The sequence below is a fragment of the Sinorhizobium sp. CCBAU 05631 genome (genome assembly GCF_002288505.1).
GTDB classification, from domain to species: domain Bacteria; phylum Pseudomonadota; class Alphaproteobacteria; order Rhizobiales; family Rhizobiaceae; genus Sinorhizobium; species Sinorhizobium fredii_C.
The window spans coordinates 460,434-476,268 of sequence record NZ_CP023065.1 but is presented as its reverse complement, the minus strand read 5'-3'; the positions used below and the strand labels follow the sequence as shown (position 1 = coordinate 476,268).

At 58.4% G+C, this 15,835-nt stretch carries 9 protein-coding genes and 10 pseudogenes; 17 read left to right on the top strand and 2 right to left on the bottom strand.

Translation table 11 applies throughout. The annotated features are described in order from the left end of the window. Window positions 1-301 precede the first annotated feature (301 nt). On the top strand, window positions 302-1,936 hold the full coding sequence (locus tag SS05631_RS28955) for an MFS transporter (RefSeq protein WP_037427592.1): 1,635 nt from the start codon (window positions 302-304) through the stop codon (window positions 1,934-1,936). 12 nt (window positions 1,937-1,948) lie between these two features. Here the strand turns inward: SS05631_RS28955 and SS05631_RS32325 are convergent. Continuing rightward, window positions 1,949-2,146: pseudogene (locus tag SS05631_RS32325) on the bottom strand (hypothetical protein); the annotation flags it as partial. A gap of 195 nt (window positions 2,147-2,341) precedes the next feature. On the opposite strand from SS05631_RS32325, the pseudogene SS05631_RS28950 reads away from it, so the two are divergent. From SS05631_RS28950 to SS05631_RS28885, 15 genes and pseudogenes are all read left to right on the top strand, one after another. Further along, window positions 2,342-2,617 (top strand): annotated as a pseudogene (locus SS05631_RS28950) (transposase); the annotation flags it as partial. Window positions 2,618-2,726: 109 nt separating this feature from the next. Continuing rightward, a complete protein-coding gene (locus tag SS05631_RS28940) occupies window positions 2,727-3,101 on the top strand; it encodes a transposase (RefSeq protein ID WP_172900209.1) in 375 nt (124 codons plus the stop codon). Beyond that, window positions 3,098-3,256: pseudogene (tnpB, locus tag SS05631_RS32320) on the top strand (IS66 family insertion sequence element accessory protein TnpB); the annotation flags it as partial. The gene SS05631_RS28940 and the pseudogene tnpB (SS05631_RS32320), both read left to right, overlap by 4 nt. A 308-nt stretch (window positions 3,257-3,564) precedes the next feature. Then, a complete protein-coding gene (locus tag SS05631_RS31565; protein WP_172900208.1) occupies window positions 3,565-3,750 on the top strand; it encodes a hypothetical protein in 186 nt (61 codons plus the stop codon). Beyond that, complete coding sequence (locus SS05631_RS32315; protein ID WP_245369176.1) at window positions 3,728-4,132, top strand: recombinase family protein; 405 nt, start codon at window positions 3,728-3,730, stop codon at window positions 4,130-4,132. The genes SS05631_RS31565 and SS05631_RS32315 overlap by 23 nt, the downstream gene beginning before the upstream one ends. A 32-nt stretch (window positions 4,133-4,164) precedes the next feature. After that, window positions 4,165-4,596: pseudogene (locus SS05631_RS32310) on the top strand (recombinase family protein); the annotation flags it as partial. A 154-nt stretch (window positions 4,597-4,750) separates the two neighbouring features. Then, window positions 4,751-5,818 carry a hypothetical protein gene (locus SS05631_RS32305; protein WP_037427654.1) on the top strand — a complete coding sequence of 356 codons (1,068 nt, stop codon included), beginning with the start codon at window positions 4,751-4,753 and terminating at the stop codon, window positions 5,816-5,818. A 28-nt stretch (window positions 5,819-5,846) separates the two neighbouring features. Then, window positions 5,847-6,044, top strand: a pseudogene (gene tnpB, locus SS05631_RS28920) (IS66 family insertion sequence element accessory protein TnpB); the annotation flags it as partial. 62 nt (window positions 6,045-6,106) lie between these two features. After that, window positions 6,107-7,700 (top strand): annotated as a pseudogene (locus tag SS05631_RS28915) (IS66 family transposase). After that, window positions 7,700-7,996 carry a hypothetical protein gene (locus SS05631_RS28910; RefSeq protein ID WP_037427578.1) on the top strand — a complete coding sequence of 99 codons (297 nt, stop codon included), beginning with the start codon at window positions 7,700-7,702 and terminating at the stop codon, window positions 7,994-7,996. Before SS05631_RS28915 ends, SS05631_RS28910 begins: the two are co-directional and overlap by 1 nt. 13 nt (window positions 7,997-8,009) lie before the next feature. Continuing rightward, window positions 8,010-8,215: pseudogene (locus SS05631_RS28905) on the top strand (transposase); the annotation flags it as partial. Between the two features lie 764 nt (window positions 8,216-8,979). Further along, window positions 8,980-9,802: pseudogene (locus tag SS05631_RS28900) on the top strand (IS110 family transposase); the annotation flags it as partial. Window positions 9,803-10,246: 444 nt separating this feature from the next. After that, a pseudogene (locus tag SS05631_RS28895) lies at window positions 10,247-11,233 on the top strand (IS110 family transposase). 636 nt (window positions 11,234-11,869) lie between these two features. After that, window positions 11,870-13,207 (top strand): ISNCY family transposase, encoded by a 1,338-nt coding sequence (locus tag SS05631_RS28890; RefSeq protein WP_095678142.1) that lies wholly within the window; start codon window positions 11,870-11,872, stop codon window positions 13,205-13,207. A gap of 201 nt (window positions 13,208-13,408) precedes the next feature. Continuing rightward, on the top strand, window positions 13,409-14,527 hold the full coding sequence (locus SS05631_RS28885; protein WP_245369189.1) for an IS630 family transposase: 1,119 nt from the start codon (window positions 13,409-13,411) through the stop codon (window positions 14,525-14,527). Between the two features lie 52 nt (window positions 14,528-14,579). On the opposite strand, the gene SS05631_RS28880 is transcribed toward SS05631_RS28885, so the two are convergent. Then, window positions 14,580-15,173, bottom strand: a complete 594-nt coding sequence (locus SS05631_RS28880; protein ID WP_050988455.1) for a GNAT family N-acetyltransferase — start codon at window positions 15,171-15,173, stop codon at window positions 14,580-14,582. A gap of 326 nt (window positions 15,174-15,499) precedes the next feature. Between SS05631_RS28880 and SS05631_RS32580 the strand changes: the two are divergent. Further along, window positions 15,500-15,832, top strand: a pseudogene (locus SS05631_RS32580) (CoA-transferase); the annotation flags it as partial. Window positions 15,833-15,835: the final 3 nt, after the last annotated feature.

Here is a 15,835-nt window from a genome sequence, read left to right as displayed (position 1 = left end):
TCGTCGACCGTGCTTCGCCGCCTTTCCACTGGTGGTAAGTTACGCCTACCATGATACTGTAGCAGATCACCTCGCCTCATAAGCGTGCAGCATAGCCATTTACCGGCAGCTTGGGATTAGGCGAGCATATGATGATCAACGGCGGCGCGGATAAAGACAGCATTGTGAACGAAGTCCCGTTTCCCAGCCAGGGGAACTTGACTGTCGCTGAATACGCTTCAGCGGATTTTTCTGAAGCTTGCAATCTGGGAAGCTAACATAAGCAGCGAAGTGACGCCTTCGGTGAGGATAAATACACGTCATGCAGCGCGAAAATTCACATTTCACGGTTTCGAAGCCACTAGACCCTCTTCGGCACCAGGCGTTTCGTTCGATTTGGACGGCTACACAAATTTCAAGCCTCGGGTGGCTCGTGCAGACGACAGCTATCAGTTGGCTAATGGTGACGAATTCAGCGCCCGATCTGATGGTCGCGCTTGTGCAGGGCTCGTCCACACTGCCTGCATTCTTTCTATCCATCCTCGCTGGGGCAATTGCAGACAGTCATAGCCGACGGGGGGTAATGTTGGCCGGCCACTGCTTGATCGCATTGGCATCCATAATGCTGGCGGTTTCTGTTGGGCTCGGCGTTGTGAACCCCTGGTTGATACTGGGGCTAGGTGTCTTGGTCGGATGCGGCGCTGCCCTGAATGACCCAGCCTGGCATGCCTCCGTTGGGGACCTCCTGGAAAGGCACGACGTTCCGGCTGCGGTCACGTTGATGTCCATCGGATATAATATTGTGCGAAGTGTAGGCCCGGCTCTTGGCGGCGCTATCCTGGCCTCCTTTGGACCGCTTACTGCCTTTGCCTTGGCCGCGTTGAGTGATTTGGTACCGCTTGCCGTTATATGCCGCTTGAAATGGCAAGTTTGCGCTTCTCCGCTCCCGCGCGAGTCAATAACCACGGCCATTCATGATGGGGTCCGGTTCACCGCGATGTCCTCGGAGATCAGAGCGGCAATCGCGCGCGCAACTTTATTCGGACTTGCGAGCATTTCCATCCTCGCGCTGCTCCCCCTGATCGTCCGAGATCGCCTGCAAGGAGGGCCCATCGCCTACGGGATTCTCCTAGCTGCTTTCGGCACCGGCGCTTTCATCGCTGGCCTTAGCAGCAGGCACCTGAGGCGAATTATGCCTCAGGACCGGCTTATGGCATTAGCCTCCTTCGCTTGTGCGGTGTGCTGCCTTTCGCTTCCACTTACCTCGTCGCTTACCGTTACCGCTGCTGCGTTAGCACTCGGTGGCGCCGGCTGGCTACTCACCAGGTCCGGAATCGACACATGCATACAGTTGGCGAGCCCGAGGTGGGTCGTCGGTCGGACCCTGTCAATCTACTATGCCATGTCCTATGGCGGAATGGCCACAGGCAGTTGGATCTGGGGCGCCGTTGCTCAGGACTACTCACTCAGCTTGGCTTTGGGGGGTGCTGGTGGGGTTCTGTTATTTGTTGCCGCCATGGCATTAGTCTTGCCCATGCGGCTATGGGAAGAATCGGAGCAAGGGGACTCAGAGTTCGTACCGCCCTCGTTAGCACTCACTTTGAAGCCTAGCAGCGGTCCTATAGTCATTAAAGTTGAGTATGTAATAGCTGAGCACGATATCGAGGCCTTTCTCTACTGCATGAACGACAGGCGCCGCGTTCAAAGCCGGGTCGGTGCACGGAACTGGACGCTTCAGCGCAGCTTGCAGACGCCTACTCTTTGGTCAGAAACATTTCGCACCCCTACCTGGATGGATTTCCTTCGCCTGAACCATCGGCTGACTACGGGTGACAGGAAACTGGGTGAGCAGCTTCTCGCTTTGCACGATGGGGAACATTGTCCGCAGATGACGCTTACAATTGAGCAGCCAACAATCACGCGTCGAAGTGCGCAACGGCTCGCGTCTCGTCTCTAGAGCATGCTGCTTTTATACGGAAGCATAGCCCGAGCCTCTGAGATATTTGGCGGATTCGTCTGGCGAGAACGCGTCAAGCAATTCACAGGCCTTGCGCCATGTTGCGTCGATGGTCCGTGGTCGAAAGGGTATCGTATGGAGGTCGTACAGGAATTTGAAACTATTCAGCCATCGTTTGAAGGCAGGAGCCGCAAGAGAGTATGCATGGGATGAGATTCTGGTGTCGCGGTTGTCGGCGACCCAATCATCGTGATCGACGCTGGCAGGGGCTTCGTCGGCTTCTGATTGTCGCCGCAGCTCGATCGTGTCCCGTCAGGTGGTGTAGGGTCCTGAGGATTAGGTGGCCATCAGTGCTTTTCCGGCAGGATCGGGTTGTTCAAGACCAACCTGATGGAAAGACCACCGATGACCGACGAGATGATGAACGTGCGCTCGCTTGTTGAGAAGAGCGCTGACGCGGATTTGTTGCGCGAGATGATTGGCTTTGCGGCCGAGCGGCTGATGGAGCTGGAGATCGGCAGCGCGACCGGTGCTGGCTACGGCGAGAAGAACCCGATGCGGCTCGCCCAACGCAACGGCTACCGTGACCGGGACTGGGGGACACGGGCTGGAACGGTCGAGGTTCGCATCCCGAAGCTATGCAAAGGTAGCTATTTCCCAAGTTTTCTGGAGACCCGTCGCATGACGGAGAGTAACCGCCCGATTGGCACCGCCTGCCGGATAGCGCCTTGATGGCCTAAGACACGTCATTAGCGACGTCGTTAGCGACGTGTCTTAGGCGAGGTATGAGATGCGTGTCGAAATTCTTGGTCAGGAACGGCGGCGGCGTTGGAGTGACGAGAAGAAGCTCGACATTGTCATGTCGATTGGGCTCGACGGTGCGACGGTCACTGAGGTTGCCCATCGGCACGATGTGAGCCGGCAGCAGATTTACGCCTGGCGGCATGAGCTGAAGAAGAAGGGTTTGTTGTCGTCCACGGCCGATACGGTCTTCCTTCCCGTAGACACGTCCGCCATTCACGGCGCCCCGCTCGTGCGTGAGGAGGTTGCGCGCGTGCCTGCAATGATCGAGTTGCGGTTGAACGATGGGCGCAGCCTTCGCTTCGACAGTGGCGTCGATGCCGCCGTTCTGACTCGGCTGATCCGGGCGGTTGAAGCAGCATGATTGGACCAGGAACCGGTGTTCGAGTGTATCTCGCCTGCGGAGCCACGGACATGCGCAAAGGGGTGGAAGGTTTGGCTGCGCTTGCGCAGGATGTGCTGCGCCAGAAGCCGACGGGAGGTGCAGTCTTCGCGTTTCGCGGCCGGAGCGGCCGACTACCGACATTCTGCATACGGTTTTCGTTTTGCGACGATCGCATATCCTTGGCATCCGCTGTTCGGGAGCAAGGTGCAGGTCTCGCCGTATAGGCGCGGCAAAAGCTTGATGTCGATCTATACAAATGAGCGGCCCGATCTTTCCCGTGAGTTGCCGAACTGGATGTTCGACGAGCGCTATTGCGGCGGGATGAGGCTTGGACCACCCGAGATCAGCATCGATGGCCTTAATGCTGCCGCCTTAGCATCATTCGGCGCGACTCGGGCAAGAGGCGCAAGATCCCATCCTTCGAGGAAGAAGGAGAAGGGTGATGCGAAGCAGGCGACATCAAAATCGCGACCAGTTCGTCTTACAGCTGGAGCGCCAAAATCTTCAGGTTCCGGTCAAGAACGTCAAAGGGTTGGTGGAAGCACTGGCGGATCTTCTGCTGGAAGCTTTGGAGGTGAACAGGACGGCGAAGACGGGAGGCGCAGATGAACGCGAAGATCACGTCTGACCATCTTGGTCGCGCCGCTGTGGTCTATGTCCGTCAGTCAACCATGGCGCAAGTGACAGGCAATCTCGAAAGCCAGCGCCGGCAGTACGATTTGGCTGGAGCCGCCGCAACAACCGGCTTTGCGTCAGTGACCGTAATCGATGACGACCTCGGCCGTTCTGGGTCTGGCAGTATGGAACGGCCTGGATTCGAACGGCTTGTGGCACAGGTCTGCTCCGGCAATGTTGGAGCGGTCTATTGCATCGAAGCGTCGCGCCTGGCGCGCAATGGGCGGGACTGGCATCATCTAATCGACCTCTGCGCGCTGGCCGGCACATGGGGATCGACCCGGATGGCGCCTACGATCCGCGACTCGTCAATGATCGTCTGCTGCTTGGGCTGAAGGGCACGATGTCGGAATAGGAGCTTAGCTTGATGCGTCAGCGCGGTATCGCCGCGCGTGATTCGAAGGCGAGACGCGGGGAGTTCCGCTTCATGCTGCCTCCGGGTTTCTGCTGGAGTGAGGCGGGCAAAATCGAGATTGATCCGGACGAACATGTGGCTGAGACGATCAGGCTCGTCTTTGCCAAATTCCGGGAGTTGGGGAGTGGTCGCCAGGTCTTTCTGTGGCTGCGGTCGGCGGATATCAAGATGCCCGTCGTCTTGCGCAATGTCGACGTCTGCAAACTCGTCTGGAAAGCACCAGCCTATCATAGCGTCATGCAGATCCTTCACAATCCGCTCTACGCGGGCGCCTATGCCTTCGGACGACGAGCACAGCGAACACTGATCGTCGATGGTCGGGCTCGCAAGGCTAACGGGCTGCGCAAGCCCAGGGATGAATGGAGCGTGCTGCTGCGTGACAATCATCGAGGTTACATTACCTGGCGGGAGTATGAGGAGAACCACAAACTTCTGGCCGAGAACGCGCACATGAAGAAGAATTGCGATCGCAAATCAGCACGCGGCGGCCGTGCCTTGCTAACGGGACTGATGCGATGCGGTCGCTGTGGCCGAATGAATGCGCGTCTTCTACGGCAGCGCAAAAGGCAACGCGCACCGCTACCAGTGTCGCGGCGACGATGCTCATGTAGGCGTCGGCCTTTGTATCGGCATTGGTGGCGTGAGGGTGGATCGCGCCGTGGCCATGCAGATTTTGGAGGCGGTGTCGGACCGCGCCGTCGAGGCCGCGATCTTCGCCTCGGATCAGGTCGAGCGGTCTCAAAGAGATATCATCGCAGCAATTGAGCGGGACCTTGAGGGCGCACGCTACGAGGCGTTGCTGGCCAGTCGCAGGTATGAGCTTGTTGATCCGGCCAAGCGGCATGTTGCACGCGAACTGGAGGCCCGATGGAATGATGCCTTGGAGCGTGTAGGCGTGCTTGAGCGCAAGATCAAGGAACTGTCCGCACTGTCAGCGGCGCGACCAGTCATCGATCGTGGTCGGCTCCTGCAGCTTGCCCAGGATTTGCCGACCGTATGGAATGCGCCCTCCACTGATACGCGAACAAAGCAGCGGCTCATCCACATCCTGGTTCAGGAGATTATTTGCGATCTCGATGATGCGACGAACGAGGCGGTGCTCTTGATCCATTGGACCGGCGGTCGGCACACCGAGGTGCGCGTGGCGCGCGTTAAGACCGGAAGATATCCTGCCGAGCTCGCACCAACGGCCGTCGAGGCGTTACGAGAACTGGGCGGACATTGGCCAGATCGGGAACTCGCGGTGTCCCTCAATCGGATGCTTTGCAAGACAGGTGATGGCGAGAGCTGGACGACCGTGCGTGTTCGCGAAATGCGCGAGCGCCTGGGAATTCCCGAATATGATGCCGCCAAAGTGGACGTGCCGATGATTAGTCTGACGAAGGCGGCCGAGAGACTCGGCATCTGTGTCGGATCGGCGAAGAGCCTTGCGAAGAAGGGAATCTTGCCCGCAACTCAAATCTTGCCGGGCTCACAGTGGATGGTCCCGGTCGAAGCGCTAACCTCAGAGGCCGTCCGGATAGGGGTGCAGGGTGTAGCTGATCGCCGGCCAAAGTTTTACGAGGATTATCAATACGATAAGGTTGTTCGATTGCCCGGACTCTAACAGAGGGATGCATTATGAAACGCACTGTGGCGATCGTTTGAAATTCCTCTATTATGATGGCCAGGGATTCTGCCTGTACTATAAAATTTTGCAGAGGGGGCGTTTTCCATGGCCTTCAGCAACCGATGGAACGGCCCGGCTGACTTCTGCGCAACTGGCCATGCTTTGGGAAGGGATTGATTGGCGACGGCCCAACTGGGGCGCTCCGCCGGCGCGTGTCAGTTGATTTATCTCACTGAATCTGCTTGTTTTTATGGATACTCGTCCTGACCTATGGTAGTCAGGATCATGTCGAACGCGAGCCAAAGTCTTCCCGACGATCCGGCCTTCCTGAAGGCGATGATTGCCGCCTTGCAGGCGGAAAACGCGAAGATGTCGGCGACGTTGCAGGCGCACGACCAATTGATCGGGGAACTGCGGCTGCGCATCGCCAAGCTGAAGAAACAGGTCTTCGGCAAGTCCTCGGAAAAGATCGAACGGGAAATCCAGCAGCTGGAACGGGCGCTGGAGGATCTTTTAATCGCCGCAGCGGAAAACAGCACCAAGCCGCTCGATGACGTCGATGAGGCAGTGCCTGCCGCGCCAGTGGCAAGCACGCCCGAAAAGACGATGCGCCGCCGTCCGCGAGTATCGGAAAAGGCAGCTCGCGAGCGCAAAGAACTCGATCCGGGTACCTGCTGCCCCGATTGCGGCGGTGAATTGCGCCTTGTCGGCGAGGACGCCAGCGAAATCCTCGACATGATCGCGGCGCAGATGAAGGTCATCGAGGTCGCCCGATTGAAGAAGTCCTGCCGTTGCTGCGAGAAGATGGTGCAGTTGCCGGCACCGAGCCGTCCGATACCGGGCAGCATGGCAGGTGCTGGGCTTCTGGCTTACATCCTGGTCTCGAAGTTCGACGATCACCTGCCTTTGTATCGCCTGAACGAGATCTTCGCCCGCATGGGCGCCGACATTCCGGACAGCACGCTGGTCGATTGGTGCGGTCGCGCCATGCAGGTGCTCCAGCCGCTGATTGAGCGGATCGAAACCGCGGTCATGAGCAGTGACCTTCTTCATGCCGATGACACTCCAATCCGGGTGCTGGATCGCTCTCGGCGAGACAAAGGGCTTGGGAAAGGCGTGAAGAAGGGCAGGATCTGGACCTATGTCCGCGATCAACGTCCCTGGGCGGGCGCGGCTCCACCGGGCGCGGTCTACTACTTTGCTCCCGACTGGAAGGAAGAGCACGTCCACCATCACCTCAGGCAAACAAGCGGCATCCTTCAAGCTGACGGCTACAAAGGCTACGGCAAGCTTTATGAGCCAGGAGCGGACGGCATGGGCCGCTTCCGGGAAGCGGCCTGTTGGGCGCATTGGCGACGTGACTTCCATGATATCTGGACCTCGAACAAATCCGATATCGCGCGAGAGGCTCTCGACCGTATCGGTGCGCTTTACGACATCGAGCGCGACATTGCCGGCCAGTCTACCGATATCCGCTTTGCTGCCCGTCAGAAGCACAGCAAAGCAAAGGTCGAAGCATTCCGCGTCTGGGCTGAAGCGCAACTGACCCGTATTCCGGGCAAGAGCGATCTGGCGAGCGCCTTCCGATATGGTCTGAGCCGTTGGTCCTCATTCTGCCTATTCCTCGAAGACGGTCGTGTCGCCATGGATAACAACGCCGCCGAGCGGGCCTTGGCTCTTCGCTGGCGCTGATACCGGCGCGGAGACCCTGGCGCGTGCCATGACGATCATCGAGACGGCCAAGATGAACGGCATCGATCCGCAGGCCTATCTGGCCGACGTGCTCGACCGCATTCACGATCACAAGATCAATCGCCTCGACGAACTGCTGCCGTGGAACTGGGCACCTGTGGCAATCATCTGCGCCGAGGCCGCTTGATGGCTACGGTCACCTATGTCTTCACGATAAACCACGTCGCGAAAAAGCTTGGAGAGGACCCTGAACTCCTTCAGGCGATCGTCAGCAACGACGACAATCTCTCCTACGGCAGTATCATCAGCGTCTACGATGGCACAGACGAGGCACTCACCGCTCTCACTGACGATGGGGTTGACGAGCTGAGACAAATGCTCGCCCATGCTCGCCGCACCGCTGACGAATGGAACGACTTCCTCGAAGCCTTCGTCGATGACGAAGAGCTCATCGCGCGCATCAAAGCGAAATCCACGCGGTAACAACCGGGCGGTTACGACGGAGAAGGCTCTGACGGTTGCTATTCAGGAAGCTTACATCCAAGGCATCTCAACCCGTTCCGTCGACGATCTCGTCAAGGCGATGGGTATGAGCGGCATCTCCAAGAGCCAGATCAGCCGGGCGTGCGAGGAGATCGACGGCAAGGTCAAGGCGTTCCCGAGCGACCGTTCGAGGGCGACTGGCCATACGTCTGGATCGATGATGCGCCGTGACGGCGCGGGAGGTGACAATGAGTTAGAGACACCTTTCAAACCTGCTGATTTTCGACCGGCGGCTGGGATGCCGCCCCGTCCATGGGAGCAGTGGACGGAAGGGGGCCGAGCAGCCCGGACCGGGCGTCGCCGGGCCGTGGCATAAGTAGATCGGCCTTAAATTTGCCGGATGCGAACCATTGACCGCTAGCCGGGCTACCGCAGGGCCTATGGTGAGGCAACGAAGTGGGCGATTGAAGCCTCGTTGCACAGAAAATCGTCTCGGATCGCGCAATGGCGTGGAGGCACCGACAGTGATCAGAAGCGGTGAGGCTCGTCGATCCTTACTGCTGGGCGCAGATCGCGTCCGAGATGGGAACCGCTCCTTCGACCCATCTCCCGCATCGCACGGGGTAGAGCTCACCACCCAAGGGCAACCAAGGTTGGAAATCGGAACACGGGAACTTGGATCGTTTGCCCAGCACGGAACTGGGCTCGCCGCGACGGCCGGAGATGGACGACACCAAGGGCGGAGCTTTCGTAGTAGTCGGGGCGCGGGAACAGCGCACAGGACGAAAGGAAGCAGGAAGACCGTAGACTTGCACGACGGAGAAGCGATCTGTGGACATGGATCACCAGGCCGAGGCCTGGGTACTCAGCGTTCAACGCAAACACTATCTGTGGAGTAAGGCAAATCCCGAAGACGCGTGGCGGGACACGTGGGATTGGGTTACCTGCGCACGCTGCGCCACGCCTGGCGACGCACGCTGACGAGCGAGGGGTTGCCGGCGGTCTGCATTGAAGCGCGGCACGCGCAAAAGGTATTGAACGAAACGCTCAACAAAACCGATGCCAACGATGCGGACGGTTTAGCTCAACTCGCTGAAGCAGGCTTTTACAAAGCGGTTCGCGTCAAGTCATTTGGCGCTATGATGACCCGGACATTGGTGGCTGCCCGCGAACAACTCCTGTACATCTCAACGCAACTTGGCAATCAAATCCGCGGCCTGATGAAGACCTTCGGTCTGATCATCCCGAAAGGGAAGGGTCGGGTGTTTGATGGCGATGTACGGAAGCTCTTAGATGGTAACAACGAGCTTGCGAAGATTATCTCGCCTCTTTTGGAGGCGTGGCACGATATCCGCAAGCGCGCAGCCGATCTTGGTCGCCAGCTGTTTGTAGTGGCACGTGAGAGCCAAGCTATAAAGCTATTGATGACAATTCCAGGCATCGGCGCGGTCACAGCGGTGTCCTACGTTACAGCAATTGAAAATCCAGAAAAACTTCGAACGTCGCGCTCGGTGGGCGCCTGGCTTGGGCTGACAACCCGGCGTTATCAGTCAGGCGAGGTCGACTATGACGGCCATATCTCGCGAAGGGGTGACAATCGTTTACGTGGGCTGCTTTATGAAGCAGCGACAGTGCTTCTGACGAGAACCAGCGCCAGGACGGAGAGCAGTCTCAAGCGTTGGGGATTTAAGCTGCGCGAGCGACTTGGCTTCAAACGTTGGCCGTCGCCCGGAAACTCGCGGTCATCTGCCCAGCATGCTCAAGACGGGAGAAGTGTTCAACGCATCGGCTGGCGCGACCATATAGGAGACGTTCAGCCTTCCTTCCTCAGCGCGCCAACTTTGGCTGCTGAGCGTCCCTGCTGCGGACGTGGGCAGGATCATTCCGCTTTTGGTGGCTGCAGCTCGTTGAGACTGCGCCTCGAACATCAGGAAGATCCCACCTGCGAAAACCATTGTGCGGCGACATTTGTCGACCGCGGAGACAACCCTGCGCCCAGCACTGGACAGCTCTGACGGCTCGGCCGGTGAGGGAAGATTCATTCAATTAGTTCAGCCATATTGCCTATCTCGCAAGCCGGCAAGGACATCGAATGCTCAAATCAGCTTGACGACTGGGATGCGATTAGATGGGATATCGGCTTTGCGCCTCATCGTTGACCATTGCCGATTGTGGTGCTGCGCTTCTGGCTGATGGTAAAACGAGGTTATGTCTCTCAACAGCCTCAAGCATCAACGGGAGAAGCGCAGCATGAAACACTATTGTGCACTGGATGTGTCGGTGAAGGAGACGGCGGTTTGCATTGTTGATGAAACAGGAAAGATTTGCAGGGAGACGAAGATTGCTACCCACCCTGAGGATTTGATTTTGGTGATCAAGGATCCGAAGTGGCAGATTGAGCGGATCGGTCTTGAGGCTGGACCACTGTCGCAATGGCTTTATGAAGGACTTGCCAAAGCAGGATTGCCCCGCATCGAGACCACGCACGCCAAGGCATTTTTGAAAGCCCAACCGAACAAGACGGACCGCAACGATGCGCGTGGCATAGCCCAGATGATGCGCTGACCTGTGCACGTGAAGACACTGACGAGCCAGAAGCACCAGGCATTGCTGACCGCGCGCAAACTCTTGCAAGAAAAGGCCATCGCCATCGAGAATGACATTCGCGGATTGTTGCGCAACTTCGGCCTGAAAGTCGGATTGGTTGGCAAGGTCAAATACGAGGAGCGGATCTATGAGCTCGTCGAAGGCAGGCCTGATCTTCGCGAAATCATGCAGCCTTTGTTGACTGCACGCAAACTGCTGCGTGAAGAGTTCACCAGGCTGCACAAGAAGGTCTTGGATTTGGTCCGTGAGGATGAAGTCTGTCGCCGGTTGACGGCGATCCCCGGCGTCGGCCCCGTTGTCGCACTCACCTATACGGCAACCATCGATATTCCTGAGCGGTTTGCACATTGAAAAGCGGTCGGTTCTGTGCTCGGCCTGACGCCGAGACTGAACGAGTCTGGTGAAAGCAAACGGGTCGGGCGAGTATCCTGTTGTGGTGACGCGATGATGCGATCCCTGCTTTACGAAGCAGCGCAAGTCAAAGCGTGGGCGATGAATATCGCCAAACGCCGCGGCAGGCAAAAGGCGGTTGTAGCCTTAGCCCGACGGCTTGCAGTGATCATGCATCGCATGTGGAGTGACGGAACCGAATTTTGCTGGACGCGGGAGAGCTTGCCTGTCGCTGCGTAATCAGCAACCAGGGTAACGAGAACCAGAGGAGACAAGAAGATTCCGCCGCCGGTGGAAAGATGTCCTTCGCAGGACGACGGATGGGGTAAGTTCGCGTGGTTGTCCGTTGCGGTCGCTCATCGCGATCAGGTCGCCGATTACGATCGGTCGGCGAAACGGTGAAGGCTATTCCTGTGCGCATGCGCCACACTCGCATACGCACTCGCCAAAGGGAATCCCATACGGACTCTTATGTTAGGCAGATTGTTCCGCCCCATTCTTCTGGTCCCATCATGGGAGGGCCACAGGCCGATCCCGGAGAGAAGCGCGATACTGCGAAGACATCAATCAACCATAGCTCCGGACAGTCAGAAGGTGCTTGACCTCACTACGCCGAATTGAGAAGAGAAGACAACCACTCGCTGAGACACGATCGCAGCCGTCAACCTCGACAGTATTTCTGATTGTGGCGAAGTGACCGAGACCTACACGGCGGACTGCACAAGATTAGTCCGCCACTAAGCTAGTTTCCGTCCATAAACGGCAAGCTATTGATTTTATTGGATGAACATTGGGATTTCGGAGGCAAAGCCCGGCGGTTTCAGGTATCTTGGATCATGCCACTGATTCCAAGCCCCGCCACCGCCGGAGCCGACAATGCGCCAAGAACGCACCGTCCAAGCCAGTATATTCGATCTTTCCGCCACGCACGAGATCGGCCACGAGCTGAAGGCTATGTCGCAATGGTTGGATGAGCATGGTGATCTGCTTGGTTTGGTGGGACGAGACCTGGGTCGACCTGACGTCAAGGCCACCGGACGGCAAGGACTGCCCGCCGAAGCGGTCTTACGCTGCGCGTTGCTCAAGCAATACCGGCAGCTGAGCTACCAGGAACTGGCCTTCCATCTCGAGGACTCCGCGTCGTTTCGGGCCTTTGCCCGCCTGCCGTGGTCATGGAGCCCGCAAAAGTCGGTGCTGCAAAAAACGATCAGCGCGATCCGGCCCGAGACCTGGGAACAGATCAATCGGGCACTGCTGTCGAGCGCTCGACAGGCGAAGCTGGAGGACGGCACGGTCGTGCGGCTGGACAGCACCGTGACCTCGGCACTCATGCACGAACCGAGCGACAGCAGCCTGCTGTGGGATGCCGTGCGGGTCATGGTGCGCCTGCTGAAGAAGGCGGATACCTTGGTCGGCGCCGGCCTGGCATGGCGCGATCATTGCCGCGCGGCCAAGAAGCGCGCCCGCAAGATCCAGTTCACACGCGGTCGGCCCAATCGGGTCCAACTCTACCGTGAGCTGATCGCGATCGCCTCCGCGACCTTGGCATATTTGAAGCAGGCAACCGAGCGGCTGGCGGTGGCGAGCAATCCGCTCGTCCAACTCTGGCAGGCCCAAGTCCACCACTATCGACCGCTGATCGAACGCATCATCAAACAGAGCGAGCGGCGGGTACTGGCTGGCGAGCCCCTGCCGGCGAGCGAGAAGCTGGTCAGCCTGTTCGAACCCCATTCCGATATCATCGTCAAAGGTAGCCGCGAGGCCGAATACGGCCACAAGCTCAACCTGACCACCGGTAGGAGCGGCATGATCCTCGACCTAGTGATCGAGGCAGGCAATCCGCCCGACAGCGAGCGGCTGTTGCCGATGCTGGAGCGCCACATCGCCGTCTATGGACAAGCGCCGCGGCAGGCGGCGGCCGACGGCGGCTTTGCGAGTCGCGGCAATCTGACCACAGCGAAGACCTGGGGCGTTCGCGACATGGCATTCCACAAGAAAGCTGGCCTCAAGGTCGAGGACATGGTCAGAAGCAATTGGGTTTATCGCAAGCTGCGCAACTTCCGTGCCGGCATCGAAGCCGGAATATCATGCTTGAAGCGCGCTTACGGCTTGGCGCGCTGCACCTGGCGCGGCCTTGACCACTTCAAGACTTACGTCTGGTCCTCGGTGGTGGCTTACAACCTCGTCCTCTTCACCCGCCTCAAACCGACCTGAACTCCGACCAGCTCCTGGAATTGCGTCGTCGCGGTCAATGCCGGCCTGGTGGCGTGCGCGTCAGCGCCCCCAACTGCATTCTGCCCGATAACCAGCGCCATTGATCCCGTCCATGGCCCTCGACAACTCCTCCTACCAAGGGCAAGTGCTTGTAAACGCTCCGAAATACGCGCGTTTGTGGACGGAAACTAAGCTAGTGGTATCCGCCAACGCCTGAGAGCCCTCATCAGTGATCGCAATGCGCCGCAGAAGCACGTCTGGCGCGCCGAGATCATCCTGCTGAGTGCCGATGGCGTCGGCACCGTCGAGATCATGCGACAGACCGGCAAGTCGAAGACCTGCGTGTGGCGCTGGCAGGAGCGCTTCGCCACGGAAGGCTTCGAGGGTCTCTTGCGCGACAAGACGCGCCCCTCGCGCATTGCGCCGCTCGGGCCGGAGATCGGCGAGCAGGTGGTGGCGCTTTCGCTTGCCGACCCGCCGGGCGAGACGACGCACTGGACTGCCGACATGATGGCGGCCGAGGTGGGCGTCAGCGCCAGCGCGGTGCGCCGCATCTGGAAGGCGCACGGTCTCCAGCCCCACCGCTGGCGGGCCTTCAAGCTCTCCAGCGACCCGCAGTTCGTCGCCAAGCTCAAAGACGTTGTCGGCCTCTACATCGACCCGCCGGCCCATGCCATCGTGCTGTCGGTCGACGAGAAGAGCCAGATCCAGGCGCTCGACCGCACCCAGCCCGGCCTGCCCCTGAAGAAGGGCCGGCTCGGCACCATGACCCACGACTACAAGCGGCATGGCACGACCACGTTGTTTGCCGCCCTCAACGTGCTCGATGGCACCGTCATCGGCAGGAACATGCAGCGTCACAGGCATCAGGAGTTCATTCGTTTTCTCAACGCCATCAATGCCAAGGTGCCGGCCGACAAGGCGATCCACGTCATCCTCGACAACTATGCCGCCCACAAGCATCCCAAGGTGCGCGCCTGGCTCGACCGCCATCAGCGCTTTACCTTCCACTTCACGCCGACGTCCTGCTCGTGGCTCAACGCCGTCGAGGGCTTCTTCGCCAAACTGTCGAAGCGTCGCCTCAAGCGCGGCGTCTTTCATTCGGTCGTTGACCTCCAGGCCGCCATCAACCGCTTCCTTACAGAGCACAACCAACAACCCAAGCCCTTCACCTGGACCGCCGATCCCGACAAAATCATCGCTGCCGTCAAACGTGGGCACCAAGTGTTAGATTCCATCCACTCGGCGCTCACCTTAACAGGTGGTCGCGTCTGGATGACGTACACGCCCACTGTGCGTCGTCGCCCAGCTGACCTATAGGTCTGGAACGCCGTCGAGAGGTCGCATCGCCCCAACAATGCGATTGGTACCACTACTGACTCGGAATATCGTCTGGGTCGGTATACGTGGAAACAAGAAGCGGCTCAGCTTCTACAGCCGTTACAGGAGTCACCTCAAAATAGCGCATCATCATGTGGTTGTAAATGCGGTCTCTTACATAGCTAAAGCCGACTTTCCGACCTGCACGGAGCGCACGGGTATTCGTTGGCCGAATAAATGCAGTTACCTTGTCTAGCGTCAAGTTCTTGAAAGCATATTGGATTACTGCCTTGCCGGCCTCAGGGCCGAATCCCTTTCCAGACGCCGCCCGATGGAAGCAGTACACGAATTCCACGTTATTTGGATCTTCGGGCAGGCTCGGTCCGCTGCGCATCAATCCACAATAACCAGCGAAATTTCTGGGTTGGCCTTCAACTTTGACGAACGTCATCCACAAGCCGAAGCGATCGCGGTGCCAAGCATTGATGAACTGAAGGAGTGCAGCTTTCGACTGCCCTATTGTCGGACACGCTCCGTCTCCGACGGAGTTGACCACGAATGGATCGCTATGAAGCTCATGTACAAGAAGCTCGTCTCGAAACGACGGCGGCCTTAGGATTAGGCGTCGCGTTTCTAGGATGTGCATGGGAGATCGCCTTTCCGAGCCGGCACTTATCACCGTGCGGTTCCCAACAGGAACAGTGACCATCATCTCCTAAAATGCACTTTCCCGGGGTTAAAGTTCTACGAAATTTTTTGTACAGTCTTGTTTCCTGTGTGATGAAGGCTCTTCAATGTGCTTGGTAACTTCAGCGCATGGATTTAGATGAACAGCAGATCCACGAAGGGCCAGTGAAAGGCAGCATACTGCGCAAGCGGTGAAGGCGAATGCGTTTGCAGCTCCTGCGGTCTTCGAAAATCCGCTAGCTGACCCTCCCGAAAATTCCACTAAGACTCCGGATTTCTGCATTAATGGCGCAAGAACGCAGACCTACAGTACGCTCACATTGTCGAACGCCGAAAACCCGTGAACCTTTGCCCTTAGGCTTGGCCAACGAAACGTTTGCCGAGGGATCCTCAATGACTGTGAACATAAACGACACCGCTCAGAAGGACCGCAGTCCAGTCCTTCGGGGCATGGGCGGCGCCATGGATCTGCTTGGGGGTGTCAAGCGGGTGGTTGTGATGGACCGTACCAACAAGGCAGGCGGATCCAAGGTGCTGAAGGCCTGCACGCTTCCGCTTACCGGCAAGGGCGTGGTCGGCCGCATCATCACCAATCTTGGCGTTCTCGATGCTGTGCGTTCG